Origin of the sequence: Prolixibacter bellariivorans ATCC BAA-1284 (assembly GCF_000621705.1) — a bacterium.
GTDB classification, from domain to species: domain Bacteria; phylum Bacteroidota; class Bacteroidia; order Bacteroidales; family Prolixibacteraceae; genus Prolixibacter; species Prolixibacter bellariivorans.
In genome coordinates, this window is sequence record NZ_JHXO01000008.1 from 186,257 (window position 1) to 200,257 (window position 14,001).

The 14,001-nt window shown below is 46.8% G+C and carries 12 protein-coding genes; 8 read left to right on the forward strand and 4 right to left on the reverse strand.

Annotated elements, in window-relative coordinates; all coding sequences use genetic code 11:
* The first annotated feature begins 103 nt into the window (after nucleotides 1-103).
* The 7 genes from T426_RS0110770 (at nucleotide 104) to T426_RS0110800 (ending at nucleotide 8,290) form a co-directional block, all read left to right on the forward strand.
* Nucleotides 104-673, forward strand: a complete 570-nt coding sequence (locus T426_RS0110770) for a hypothetical protein (protein ID WP_036984555.1) — start codon at nucleotides 104-106, stop codon at nucleotides 671-673.
* Between the two features lie 234 nt (nucleotides 674-907).
* On the forward strand, nucleotides 908-1,462 hold the full coding sequence (locus T426_RS0110775; RefSeq protein ID WP_027585681.1) for an RNA polymerase sigma factor: 555 nt from the start codon (nucleotides 908-910) through the stop codon (nucleotides 1,460-1,462).
* Between the two features lie 11 nt (nucleotides 1,463-1,473).
* Nucleotides 1,474-1,848 carry a hypothetical protein gene (locus tag T426_RS23425; protein ID WP_051538905.1) on the forward strand — a complete coding sequence of 125 codons (375 nt, stop codon included), beginning with the start codon at nucleotides 1,474-1,476 and terminating at the stop codon, nucleotides 1,846-1,848.
* Between the two features lie 21 nt (nucleotides 1,849-1,869).
* Nucleotides 1,870-2,025 (forward strand): hypothetical protein, encoded by a 156-nt coding sequence (locus tag T426_RS25765; RefSeq protein WP_153637604.1) that lies wholly within the window; start codon nucleotides 1,870-1,872, stop codon nucleotides 2,023-2,025.
* A gap of 134 nt (nucleotides 2,026-2,159) precedes the next feature.
* Complete coding sequence (locus T426_RS0110790; RefSeq protein ID WP_051538919.1) at nucleotides 2,160-3,917, forward strand: ABC transporter ATP-binding protein; 1,758 nt, start codon at nucleotides 2,160-2,162, stop codon at nucleotides 3,915-3,917.
* A 120-nt stretch (nucleotides 3,918-4,037) separates the two neighbouring features.
* On the forward strand, nucleotides 4,038-5,801 hold the full coding sequence (locus T426_RS0110795) for an ABC transporter ATP-binding protein (RefSeq protein WP_027585683.1): 1,764 nt from the start codon (nucleotides 4,038-4,040) through the stop codon (nucleotides 5,799-5,801).
* A gap of 449 nt (nucleotides 5,802-6,250) precedes the next feature.
* Entirely contained in the window at nucleotides 6,251-8,290 is a 2,040-nt protein-coding gene (locus T426_RS0110800) for a hypothetical protein (RefSeq protein WP_153637603.1), read from the forward strand.
* Nucleotides 8,291-8,359: 69 nt separating this feature from the next.
* On the opposite strand, the gene T426_RS0110805 is transcribed toward T426_RS0110800, so the two are convergent.
* Nucleotides 8,360-9,349, reverse strand: a complete 990-nt coding sequence (locus T426_RS0110805; protein ID WP_025864734.1) for a Gfo/Idh/MocA family protein — start codon at nucleotides 9,347-9,349, stop codon at nucleotides 8,360-8,362.
* Nucleotides 9,350-9,576: 227 nt separating this feature from the next.
* On the opposite strand from T426_RS0110805, the gene T426_RS0110810 reads away from it, so the two are divergent.
* A complete protein-coding gene (locus T426_RS0110810) occupies nucleotides 9,577-10,521 on the forward strand; it encodes a mechanosensitive ion channel family protein (RefSeq protein ID WP_025864733.1) in 945 nt (314 codons plus the stop codon).
* A 123-nt stretch (nucleotides 10,522-10,644) separates the two neighbouring features.
* Here the strand turns inward: T426_RS0110810 and T426_RS0110815 are convergent, their stop codons facing one another.
* Genes T426_RS0110815 through T426_RS0110825 form a run of 3 tightly spaced genes read right to left on the reverse strand, consistent with a single transcriptional unit; the run spans nucleotide 10,645 to nucleotide 13,977 of the window.
* On the reverse strand, nucleotides 10,645-11,532 hold the full coding sequence (locus tag T426_RS0110815; RefSeq protein ID WP_027585685.1) for a carbon-nitrogen hydrolase: 888 nt from the start codon (nucleotides 11,530-11,532) through the stop codon (nucleotides 10,645-10,647).
* A gap of 22 nt (nucleotides 11,533-11,554) precedes the next feature.
* Nucleotides 11,555-12,589 (reverse strand): agmatine deiminase family protein, encoded by a 1,035-nt coding sequence (locus T426_RS0110820; RefSeq protein WP_025864732.1) that lies wholly within the window; start codon nucleotides 12,587-12,589, stop codon nucleotides 11,555-11,557.
* Nucleotides 12,590-12,612: 23 nt separating this feature from the next.
* Nucleotides 12,613-13,977: a serine hydrolase domain-containing protein gene (locus T426_RS0110825; RefSeq protein WP_036984552.1), complete on the reverse strand. Its 1,365-nt coding sequence runs from the start codon at nucleotides 13,975-13,977 to the stop codon at nucleotides 12,613-12,615.
* Nucleotides 13,978-14,001: the final 24 nt, after the last annotated feature.

Sequence of the window (14,001 nt, forward strand, 5' to 3'; positions counted from 1 at the left end):
TGTTCGGGTAAAAAAGTAACTTTAGGTACAGCAACGGTGTAACGCCGGAATGATAGGAAATAAAGGCAAACGAAGGGGCTTCAAATCAAACAACGACCAACAGATGAGTAAGCATTTTTCCAATTCTTCTATCGGAAAGAAACTCCTGTACATGACAGGTGTAGCCATTGTAGTAAACTTAATTGCCGGTCTGACTGCCGTTGAACTTTGGAAAGTCTTCCCCACTGTTGAGATTCATGGCCTCTCGTATATGGCCGGTGGCGATTTGGTGACTTACTATTCGTTGGTCAATCTCCTCAACATTCTGCTAATTCTGATTCTGGCACGAAATCTCTATTTCAAGCAACTGCACACCCTGACACCGTTCTCCGACGGCGTACTGCTGGGAATTGTTCTCGTCGTATTCAACTGGATTTTTAACATCATTTACATGGAAGCGAGTCATCCGGAACGCTCGCTCCCCGACTTCATTGTTGGAAAAAACCAGCCGGAAATCGGAATTGTCTGGCTAACGGCCATCATCACAGCAACCATCAGCGGCTGGCTCTATCACAAACGATGGAAATCAAACAGCCATTTCTGGATGACAACCCTGGCAGTGGTAGCCATTCTGGATCTGGTGGCTCACCTGCTCACCATGGCCGGTGTCAACTTAATAGACGTGAAACCATAATATTTGGTCGATCTCCGGGCGCAGGACAGATGAGGAGATAGACAAACTTCTTCGATAAAAACACACCTAAGCTGAAACTTTTTAACAATAGAAACAACAGAAACTACTCTAACCTGAAACATCAACAATCTCCTCCCGTGAAAAAAATCCGTAAAATTCCCTTCCCGTTAAAATATCCGTTCCCCTCATCCGTCTACCTCAATAGAAAGCAACGATAAAAACAAAGCAACGCGCGTGGCTCAAAAACTGAATATATCCGAAATCGTCAAATCGTATAGCAACCGGCTAAGCGGGTTCATCCGGAAGCGGGTTGAAAATGCGGAGGACGCCGAGGATATTCTTCAGGAAGTTTTTTATCAGTTGGCTGAAGCCGACCGGTTGATGAAACCGATCGAACAATTAACAGCGTGGTTGTTTACGGTCACCCGGAATCGCATTACCGACCGTTACCGGAAAAAACAGCCGGATCTTTTCGCCGAGTTCTATTCCGACGAAGAAGAGGAACAAGCCATGGAAGAGTTCGGAGCCATTCTTGCCGACGAACAGGATACACCCGAAAACAAGTATATCCGAACGCTGGTGTGGGAAGAACTGGAAGATGCACTGGAGGCTCTTCCACCCGAACAGCAGGATGTTTTCCGGTGGACCGAATTCGACGGGAAATCTTTCAAAGAGATTGCCGAACAAACCGGAGAGCCGGTCAATACCTGGATATCGCGGAAACGCTACGCTGTAGTCTACCTGAGAGAACGATTGAAAATTTTATACGACGAATTAATAAACAATTAAAACATACGATCATGATGCCTACCATGTCATACCGAAGAAAGAGATTCATTTTTGCACCACTATTTATTGTGATGCTGGCCGCAGTAAGTGCCGTTACCATGCTATTATGGAATGCCCTTATGCCTGACATTTTTCACCTAACAGAGATTACTTTCTGGCAGGCAGCCGGACTGCTGATTCTGGCCCGCCTGTTCTTCGGCGGCTTCCGCCCGCATGGCGGCTGGCCAAGTCATACCTGGAGAAACAAACTCCGCGCTAAAGTATCTGACATGACGCCCGAAGAACGCGACCGTTTTTTCCGCCGGATGCACAGCCATTACCATCACTGGCATCCCGATTTCTCCGAAATGGATAAAGAACCGTCAAAAAAAGATAAAACAGAATAATCCCAATTCAATAACCAGGTAATGGAACAACTGATTTTTAGAAAACAATTCGGTACACCTTCGCGGGAAGCGGAAACGGTCAGCTATACGCACATTTTCAGCTTTGCGTTTATCACCATCATTCGCACTCAGCAAAGTCTGGAAGTAAGATGGTCGTTCTTTTTCCTGCCGGTGTAGAACAAAATCTCTCGTCAGCCGTATTCTTATAGATTACATTCGGTTGTCGCTCCTGTCCGGGGCTTAATTTTTCGATAAGGAAACGCCAAAACCATTTTTTTGGTTTTCCTTTGCCAACCGAAGAGATTCCTGATATGCGCAAAAGAAAAAAACAAGATACAACAGCTCCAAAGAAAAAAGTCAACTTGTTTGCATTGCTGAAACCATACCGGTTGATGGTGATGCTGCTCGTGCTTTTTGCCCTCCTGGGCAACGGGGCCAACCTGATCATCCCGAAAATCATTTCGCACGGCATCGATACATTCAACAGTGGGCATTACGTCTTTAGAACCATTGCCCTCGAATTTTTGATAGCTACTGCGGCCATCTTTTTCTTTACCTATTTGCAGGCCATTGTGCAAACATACGCTTCCGAGCGCGTTGCTTTCGACCTCCGGAAAAAACTCTCCGACAAAATATCGCGGCAGAGTTTTTCCTTTATCAGCGAAAACAATCCGTCGAAGCTGCTCACCAATCTCACGTCCGACATGGATTCGGTGAAAACATTTGTGGCTCAGGCCGTCGCATCCATTATTTCCTCGGTGTTTGTCATCCTCGGAACCTGCGTGCTCCTCCTCACCATCGACTGGAAACTGGCCCTTCCGGTGATTACCATGATTCCCATCATCGGCTTTGCCTTTTACATGGTACTGAAGCGGGTGCGTGTATTGTTCAAACGTAGCCGCGAAGTAGTCGACTGGCTCAACAAGGTCATCAACGAAAGCATTTTGGGTGCCGCCATCATCCGCGTGGTAAATGCGCAGCAAACCGAGTACCGGAAGTTCCTGTCGGCAAATACCGAAGCAAAAGATTTGGGCATCTCCATCCTCACACTGTTTGCCACGCTTATTCCGGTCATCACTTTCGTAGCAAACCTGGCCACGCTGACCATCCTGGCACTGGGAGGACATTACGTCATCAACGGAAGTATGACGCTGGGTAATTTTGCCGCCTTTAACAGTTATGTGGCCATTCTTATCTTTCCCATCATTGTTATCGGGTTCATGAGCAACGTCATTGCGCGGGCAACAGCCTCGTACGAGCGAATTGACAAAGTGATGAAAGCTCCGGAAACCGTCGACAAGGGCACCATCGAAAAGCCGATCGAAGGAAATATTGAACTACAAAATGTTACTGTTTCTTACGAAGGAAAACCAGCGTTGAAAAGCGTTTCGCTGAACATCCAGGCAGGTTCGCAAACAGCCATCATCGGACCAACAGCCGCCGGAAAAACGCAACTGCTCTATCTCCTGACGGGATTGATTCATCCGGATGAAGGAACAGTCCTGTTCGACGATATTCCGCTGGACGATTACCGGAAAGAAACGTTCCATAACCAAATTGGCTTCGTCTTTCAGGACAGCGTGATGTTCAACCTCAGCCTGCGCGAGAACATTGCTTTCAGCGACACCGTAACTGACCAATCGCTTGAGAAAGCCATCGAAACCGCCGAGCTGAAAGAGTTTGTTCAAACGCTACCGAAAAAGCTGGATACATTAGTTTCCGAACGGGGAACCAGCCTTTCCGGCGGACAAAAGCAGCGCATTATGCTGGCGCGGGCACTGGCACTCAATCCCAAAATCCTGCTGCTCGACGACTTCACCGCAAGGGTCGACCAGCAAACCGAACAGAAAATCATTGGCAACGTACTGAAGAATTACCCCGATTTGACCTTGATTTCGGTTACCCAGAAGATAGCACCGGTAAAACATTACGAGCAAATCATCCTCCTGATGGAAGGTGAAGTAGTTGCCGCCGGAAAACATGAAAAACTACTGGAAACCTCGCCGGAATACATGCAGATATACCAGTCGCAAAAAAGCACCAGCCACTATGAAACAACGACATCATAAAACGCTCATTAGTGCCGCTGCTGCGACAATAAACAGCCGGCCCTCTTTACTCGTAGAGAGGGGAAATCCTGACACCGTCAGGATGGAGTGAGTAAAAGAAACGAAACTGAAAAGTACTACATGGATTACAACCTCTATACATCCTCCGCAGACAACGGAAAAAAGAAATCGACGTTCACCTCGCTGAAGTCGTTGGTTTCCCACATGGTCGAAGAAAAACGCATCCTCATCACTGCGTTCATCGCCATGCAGGTCGCTGCAGCACTTACGTTGCTCGGGCCTTTGCTCATCGGGCACACCATCGATGCGTATATACAGACCAAACAGTTTCACGGCGTGCTCGTTTTCAGTGGTATACTGTTGGTGATGTACATCATCTCACTATTTGCCGGCTACCTGCAAACCAAGCTGATGGGCACCGTAGGACAACGCATGCTATTTACACTGCGCAACGCCCTTTTCAACAAAATACAGGAATTACCCTACGATTTCTTCAACCAGAACAAAGCCGGTGACCTCATCTCGCGTCTCAATAACGACACCGACAAGGTGAACCAGTTTTTCTCACAATCGCTGATGCAGTTTGTCCGCTCCATTCTCGTTATGATTGGCGCCGGCATTTTCCTGCTCTCCATCAACCTCGAGCTGGGAGCAGCAGCCCTCGCACCGGCGGTTATCATCTGGCTCATCACCCGTTTTGCGTCGCCTTGGGTAAAGAAGCGTAATTCCATTAACCTGAAAAGCGTGGGCAACCTCAGCTCCGAGGTACAGGAAAGCCTCAACAATTTCAAGGTGATTGTAGCCTTTAACCGCCGCGACTATTTCCGGAGACGGTTCGACGAGGCTAACCAGGACAATTACAACACCTCCGTGAAGGCAGGCATCGCCAACAACCTCTTCATGCCGGTGTACACCTTCTTCTCCAACATCGGTCAGCTGGTGGTGCTCACCTTCGGCATCTATCTGATTTCGACCAACCATTTCACCATCGGTTTGCTCATCAGTTTCCTGGCATATATCACCAACTTTTACAATCCGCTGCGGCAGCTCGCTTCGTTATGGGCCAGTTTCCAGGTGGCCATGGCGGCCTGGGACCGCATTGCGAGAATCCTGAATATGGAAAACAACATGCCATTGCTTGCAGTCGCTACCAATGATGAATCGAAAGCGCTCCTCTCCTTCCGGAATGTGTCGTTCACCTACCCCAACGGCACCGAGGTGCTACACCACATCAACTTCGATTTGGAAAAGGGAAAAACATACGCCTTCGTCGGGCCGACCGGAGGAGGAAAAACCACCACGGCTTCACTCATTTCGCGCCTTTACGACCCGACCAGTGGAACAGTGTGGCTCGATGGTAGAAACATTGGCTCTTACACGCCGGAAGAGCGCTCCCGCAAAATCGGATTCATCCTGCAGGAACCGTTCCTCTTCAGCGGCACCATTCGTGATAACATACTGTATGGCAACGAAGCCTACCGGGAATACAAGGACAGCGAATTGACCAAACTCATCCATAACGCGGGACTGGAATCGCTGCTGCAACGCTTTGACCAAGGCCTCGACACCAAAGTCGACGTTTCCGGCGACGGAATCAGCCTCGGACAAAAGCAGCTCATCGCCTTCATGCGAGCCGTTCTAAGGCAACCCGACCTGCTCATCCTCGACGAAGCCACGGCCAACATCGACACCGTGACTGAGCAGCTGCTCGATGAAATCCTGCAGAAGTTGCCGACGCACACCACCAAAGTCATCATCGCGCACCGGCTGAACACCATTGCCAACGCCGACGAGATTTACTTCGTTAACTCCGGGGAAGTAACCCGCGCCGGCTCCCTCGCCGATGCGGTGCAAATGCTAAAAGACGGCAAAATGGCAAGCTAAAAATGGTTACAGGTTAAAAGGGTTTCAAGTTTCAGGTTAGGCTTCGCCGTTTCTGTAACTTATTTATTTACTACTATTTATGTTGTTAAAGAGCTATAGGTTTCAGGTTGCGATTTGAGATTTAGTGTTATTGTATTTTCCATTACTCATTGTTCATTGATTAAAGGGCTTCAGGTAGTACCGTTTTCTGTTGTTGGGGCATAGTTTTATCTGTCAAGTTATTTTAGGAAAAATCACTTTTGATACCCTCTCATTCGTAAATACGTCTTATCATATTTGAAATTCCAATCGCAACCACATGATTTGAACAGGATTAATCCAACACCTGTTTTCAGGCATCTAAAATGTCGAATGCTTTCCCGTTCATTTCGCTATTTTTAGCATTGCGATAATGCTAATCTGCTTTGTTGCACGAATACGATTCAGTAACCAACAAAAACAGTAAACCCGTGAAAAAACAATCGCTTTTCCTATTGGCTATGTTCCTTCTGATGTTTTCACCGGCCTTAACCAAGGCACAAGCCGGAAGTCCCATTCCGGCAACAACCGTAAACGATATCATTCAAAAACTGACGGAAAAATACGGTGACAGTACTGCCGAGCGGATGGAACACGGAGTGAAGCATGCCGCCTCATTGTGGCGTGCCAATGATGGTACCGCAAAAGAGTTCACCTCATTCTGCCTTGATAATTACATTAATAAAGCGACTGACCGTGAAGCTTTTTTCAAAAAAGTCAGCCAGTATCTGGAAGCTTTAAACGGCCATTTTGATGAAATAACCCTGGCACTACAAAAGAACGTTCAACTGGCAACCGGTCCACTATTACCTATCGACAAAATGTTTGCAGGTTATTCAGTAGGAGTACATTTGCAGTCGGACCTGTATCGTAACAAAATTGCTTTTGCCATTGCACTGAACTTTCCTTATTATCCATTAGCGGATAAAGAAAAATTCGCCTCAATGTGGAATCGGGAGGAATGGGCTTACGCCAGATTAGGAGACCTCTTCGTAGCACGCGTTCCGGCCAAATTAGAGCAGGCCTATGCCGAAGCAAACACGAAGGCTGATTTGTACATTTCGGAATACAACATCGAAATGGGGCACTTGCGCACCGACGATGGCAAACAACTTTTTCCGGATGATATGGTGCTGCTTTCGCACTGGAACCTTCGCGACGAGATTAAGGCTGACTATGCCGATGAAGAGCAAGGTCCGAAAAAGCAGGATATGATTTACGAGGTGATGAAACGAATCATCGACCAGGATATTCCTGAAAAGGTAATCAATAATCCGGCATATGGATGGAAACCCTTTGCCAACAAGCTTTACAGTAATGGCAAAGAAGTTGCCTTTAAACCCGAGCCCAATACCCGTTATCAGCAAATTCTGAACAACTTCCATGCATTGCGTGCTATCGATGCTTACTACCCGGAAATGAATACCTATATCAAACGAAATTTTTCGGGCGATATGGAAATTCCGCAACCGGAAGTCGAAGCATTGTTTGATACCTACCTCCGGTCACCGGAACTAAAGCAAATCGGTGCGCTTATCGTCGAAAGGCTTGGCCGTCCGCTTCGTCCGTACGACATCTGGTACGACGGATTTAAAACAAGGAGTTCTATTCCGGAACAAACACTGAACGAAAAAACAGAAGCCTATTATCCCGATCCGAAAGCATTTAAGGAAGATATGCCGAACCTTTTGAAACAGTTGGGATGGTCAGATGAAAGAGCCAATTTCATTGCTTCGAAGATTGCGGTTGATCCCGCACGAGGTTCAGGTCACGCATGGGGCGCACAGATGATTGGCGAGAAATCACATTTGCGTACTCGTATTCCCTCAACCGGGATGAACTACAAAGGATATAACATTGCTGTTCATGAATTCGGTCACAATGTAGAGCAAACCATTTCGCTTTACAACATGGATTATTACATGATGCACGGCGTTCCAAGCACTGCATTCACTGAAGCGCTGGCCTTTATTTTCCAAAGCCGCGATTTGAAATTACTGGGTATCACCGATGAAAATCCGCAAACCAAATATCTGAATGCATTGGATAATGGTTGGTCTCTCATGGAAATCATGGGCGTGGGCATGGTCGATATGAAAGTATGGAAGTGGTTATATGCTCACCCCAACGCCGATGCAGCCGCATTGAAAATGGCTGTCATCAATATCTCGAAAGATGTTTGGAATACTTACTTTTCACCAGTTTTCGGAACGAAAGACGAGCCGATTCTGGCCATCTATTCACATATGATTTCCTATCCGTTGTATCTGCCGGCTTATTCATATGGTCAGCTCATCGAATTCCAACTGGAGGAATATCTGAAAGGAAAGAACTTCTCTGACGAGATTGACCGCATTTACGAACAAGGCCGTCTGACTCCCCAGCAATGGATGGAAGAAGCCGTTGGACAAAAGATTTCAGCACAACCTGTTTTGAATGCAGTGGACGAAGCGCTGAAAGCCATTAAATAGCCTGCTTTTCCTTACGAAAACAGGGCATCTCCGCTAGTGGAAATGCCCTGTTTTATTTTGTATTATTCTCTAACCCCTACCGGGATAATGAATTCCGGCGTGTTCCCGAATGCTATCAAGTGTTTTCATTAGCTCGAAACTTCGGCTGTAGGGCATCACTTCGCTTTCCATTTTCCCTTCATCCAGGCACTTCATCACTTCCACTGCTTCCAGCTTCATCCCGCACTCGTCACCTTCCCAGGTATAACGAACCGGATCTGTTCCCCGGGAACGGGTTTCCAGCTGTTGATGCAAGATTCCTCTTCGGGTAATACGCAATACACCTTTTTCACAAAAGATATCGCAGCCTGGTCCGGAGGCCGTATAGAATGAGGAATACAGCGACGCAAATACACCTTCCGGGTAATCGAACCGCATGGTAAGGCTGGTATCGATGCCACGCTCAGTCAGTGCAGCTGACGCGGAAATATCTTTCGGAGAACCTAAAAACCAAAGAGCATCGAACACAGCATACAGACCGATGTCCAGCAATGAACCGCCTCCAAGTTCCGGATTGAAGAGTCGTCCCTGCGGATCGTAAGGTGCACTGTTGAAACCAAACCAGCCATGCAGGTACTGGAGTTTTCCCAACTCACCCGATTCGATAATCTCTTTTGCTTTGCGATAGGAAGGTTGAAACGGAGTAACGAACGCTTCCATCAGGAACACGTTATTCTTCCGTGCCACCTCGAACATTTCGATCACTTCCTTTAAATTCAGCGAAAGCGCCTTCTCGCATAACACATGCTTTCCCTGATTCATACACATAATGGCATGCTCGGCATGGTGCGAATGTGGTGAAGCCACGTAAATCACTTCCACATCCGGATCGGTCGCCAACTCTTCATAGCTTCCATAAGCCTTTTCTACGCCAAATTCTGCAGCAAATTCAGCTGACCGGGACTCATTTCGCGAGCCAACGGCCACAATTTCAGCATTATCGAGGGTTTGTAATTCAGTAGTAAATTTTCGGGCAATCTTTCCGGGAGCAAGAATCCCCCATTTCCAGGTTTTCTTCATGGTTAATTATATTTTGCATAAAAATATAAAAAACGATAGCCAATCCCCAAGGGTTAACGGATAGAACCCCATGAACTCCACCTTGTTGATTAGACTTATCTTCTTTTAATTTTGGAATTTATTTCGTCCCTTATTGAACACTCATTCTCTTCACTCTGTTCTGTAGTAGGATTGAAAACTCTCAAACTAACCACTTTCATTCCTAAACACTAAAAAAGAAATAGCTTATGCAAGAAATATTCAGCAGTGACTTTTGGTCAAAAGCCATTACAACACTTGCCGATTGGGCCATTAATAATGTTCCTTCTATCATTATCATCATTATCCTCTTCCTTGTTTCGCTTCGCCTACTAAGTTTTATGGTGAAGAAGATGCATGCGCTAATTCTGAGAAGAGCCGCCAGAGCCGCAGACCAAAATGCGCTGGAAACGGAAAAGCGAACCAATACGCTTATGGGAATTGTCCGCGGTGCCGGCAAAATCATTATCTGGATCATCTTCCTGATGATTTTATTGCGCAAATTTGGTGTCGATATCGGCCCTATTCTGGCCAGTGCCGGAATTGTTGGTTTAGCCGTCGGTTTTGGTGCCCAGGAACTAGTCAGGGATTTTATTTCCGGATTCTTCATCCTGTTAGAAGACCAAATCCGTATCGGCGATGTAGCCATTATCAATGGAAGCGGCGGTGTTGTCGAAAAAATAGAGCTGCGAACCATAACATTGCGTGATTTCTCAGGAGTAGTCCATATTTTCCAAAACGGAAAAATCAATTCCTTATCGAATATGACCAAAGAGTGGTCGGCCATGGTTTTCGACATCGGCGTAGCCTATAAAGAAGATGTGGACCAGGTAATGAATATTATGAAGGAAGTAGGTGCCAATATGCAACAGGACGATGAATTCAAGGATAAGATTCTGGAACCTATCGAAGTGGTTGGGCTCGATCAGTTTGGCGACAGCGCTCTAGTGATTAAAGCCCGGCTAAAAACACAACCGATTCAACAATGGGCGGTTGGCCGCGAATACCGGCGCCGGTTAAAAATAGCATTCGACAAGGCGAACATTGAAATCCCATTCCCGCATACGACCATCTACTGGGGCGAAGAGATCAATCCATTGCAATTGCAAGTCAATCAGGACGAAAAGCTACTAAGTGAAGCGCCTAAAAACTGATAGTTACAAAGTTCTATTTAGTAAGGGAAAAAATATTTTTCTAAGAACATAACTGAAAACGGATGCCGTGCAGATTTTCCTGCAGAAGCATCCGTTTTTATTTGGTATCGATTTTCTTTCGTATTAATCACGAAAACGTTTCAGCAAATCGTCATAAGCATCGATGCGCCGGTCGCGCAGGAACGGCCACCAACGACGCACATTTTCGGAACGTTCCAGGTCGATATCGACCAACAAATTGGCTTCTGAATCATGAGGAGCTGTAGCCAGCAACTCACCTTGCGGCCCGGCAACAAAGCTGTTTCCCCAGAACTGAATGCCTTTCGTTTGCCCTGAATGATCTGGCTCATGCCCTACCCGGTTCACCGAAATCACCGGAAGTCCGTTTGCTACAGCATGTCCGCGCTGCGATATCACCCAGGCATCAAGCTGACGCTGCTGTTCATCTTCCGGATCCGAAGATTCCCATCCAATGGCAGTCGGATAAATTAGTACTTCGGCGCCAGCCAAGGCCATTAAACGGGCTGCTTCGGGGTACCATTGGTCCCAGCAAACCAGCACGCCTAACCTTCCGACAGAGGTATTAATTGGTTCGAACCCCATATCGCCCGGCGTGAAATAAAATTTTTCGTAATAAGCCGGATCATCCGGAATATGCATTTTACGGTACTTCCCGGCAACGGAACCATCTTTCTCGAAAACCACAGCCGTGTTATGATACAAACCGGGCGCCCGCTTCTCGAACAACGAAGTAACCAGTACAATGCCATGCTCTTTTGCCAACTTACTGTAATGCTCCGTCGATGGACCCGGAATCGGCTCGGCCAAATCAAACTGACAGGTCTCTTCCGTCTGACAGAAATAGAGGCTGTTGTGCAACTCCTGCAATACCACCAACTCCGCACCGCCTTTCGCACAGTCCGCAATGCTTTCGGTCAGTTTATCGATATTGCTCTGAACATTTTCTGAATTCGCCTGCTGAATCAGTCCGGCTTTTATTTTTTTGCTCATGATTCTCTCAATTTTTCAATTCTTACAACACACCTTTGGGAAACTGCATGGTGACACAGTGTAACGAGCCATGCTGTTTGATAAGGGGCAAACAATTGATGCCAATAATCTCCCTTTCGGGGAAAGCGTCCTGCAGGATCTCTTTGGCTTCCTCGTCCTTCTTTGATCCGTAAAACGGAAGCAGAACTGCATTGTTCATAATCAGGAAATTGGCGTATGTGGCCGGTAGTCGGCCTTCCTCATCATAAACAGCGTCAGCCATGGGTAAGGCCAGCAGACGATAAGGTTTCCCCTCTTGTGTTGTAAATGTTTTCAGTTCCTCTTCCATCCGCTTTAAAGCTTCAAAATGCTCATCTTCCGGGTCCGAACATTTGACGTAGGCAATGGTTCCGGCATCACAAAAACGAGCCAAGGTATCGACATGGCTATCGGTATCATCACCGGCCAGGTAACCGTTGTTCAGCCACAACACCCGATTCAAACCAAAAACATCTTTCAGCAAATGCTCAATTTCCTCTCTATTCATATGCTCATTCCGGTTGAGCGATAACAAGCATTCCGTGGTGGTGAGTACTGTTCCCTCGCCATCCGATTCAATTGCGCCACCTTCGAGCACAAACTCCAGAAAGTTAGCATATCCGGCATTTGCCGAAAAAGCCTCTTTGTTGAAAAGGCGGCGAGTAATCTGATTATCGTGATTTGACGGAAACTTCTGGCCCCAGCCGTTAAAGCGGAAATCATATAATATCGGTGCACCATCGCGAAAAACCGTAATCGGACCATGATCGCGCGCCCAGGTATCGTTGGACGGCATTTCATACAAATGCACATTCGCCCAATTGATGCCCGCCAGCTTTTTTTTCAATTCATCTGCGTCCTGACAAACAATCACCAACTGTTCGCGCCTGGCAATTTCATTCGCGATAGCGATAAAACTTTCCTCTACTTCATCAAGCATTTCCGACCAGTCCGTCCCGGCGTGAGGCCAGGTGAGCATCACGCCGCTTTGCGGATACCACTCGGCCGGAAGAAAGGTATTTGCACTTGCTTTTGTCATGGCGCAAATGTAGAATTTTTCGGTTATTGTTGGTTGTTCTTAAAAGCGGCCAATATCTCTTTCAGGAAAGCATCATCACTGAAATGTTCCAGCGAAAATCCAAGCCTGACAACCACCAGCTTTTTCGATGGCATGATAAAAATCCGCTGCCCCCGGTGACCATCACAATAGAACATGTCCTCCGGCGCATCCGGTATCGATTTATCGCGATTAAGCCAGAACTGCGCACCATAATTGCCTTTCGATGCAGGTGCTGGAGTTCGGGTATATTTCACCCAATCAGGTGAAACAATGGTATCGCCCTGCCAGATTCCGTTGTTCAGATACAAAAGTCCGAACCGGGCCCAGTCACGAGCCGTGGCATAACCGTACGATGAGCCAACAAAATTCCCGGCGGCATCAGTCTCCATTAGCATGCTGCGCATCCCGATTTTATTGAATATTTCCTTCCGGGGAAAATCGAGGTAATCACTATCATTTCCTATTATATGACGAATCATTCCCGAAAGGATATTGGTTGTACCCGAAGAGTAGTACCATTGGGTTCCCGGCTTCACGCCATAAGGTGCTTTTACAGCTGCTTTGTAAACGTCTCCCTTTCGGTACAGCATTACCGTCACATCCGAAACATTTCCGTAATCCTCATTCCATTTCAACCCGCTGCTCATATGCATCAAGTTATTGACGGTAATGCTCTTTCGCTGATCATTCTGCCACTCAGGTACAGGCGCCGGTTCGTTGACATTCAGTTTGCCTTCCCGGTTTAAAACACCCAACATGGCATTGATGATACTTTTATCCATTGACCAGCCCCACAACCGGGTTTCCGGCGTAATCTCCTCTTTCGTCCAATACTCCTCGCCTACCAACTGATTTTTATACACAACAGCAACAGCGGCAGTCCTTTTCAGATCTTCGTTTCCGTGGTCGAAGGCATCATCCATAGCTTTCTTCAACTTTGTATAATTAATCTCGGGAAATATCGTATCCTTTAGTTGGTCACCTGTAGGCCAGGCTACCTCAAACGGATCGGCAGGTTGTGGAGGCAATTGGCTATGCGATTCAGAGCGAACTTCTTTCTCCGGCATATCACCCACCAGCGTACAACCTAACCCTTTGCGGTAAACAGCCGTTTGATGAGCCATTCCCAGGAAAGAGGTTGTTACGGTTTTCTTCTGATAATCAATCTTACTATGGGTATATTTTACAATAGAATAATCCAGATCCTGAGCAATTACCTGGTCCGCATTCCGATGAGCCACAAAAACTCCCGATGCCAAACATTTCGCTCCATATCCGGTGGCAATATAAAATCGGGGGTATTGCCAGGCAACCAACGCAACAACGATAAGAACCAATGAGACAGGGATAATCCTTTTCAGCTTCATTTGATGGAATTTTATGTTTCAAAC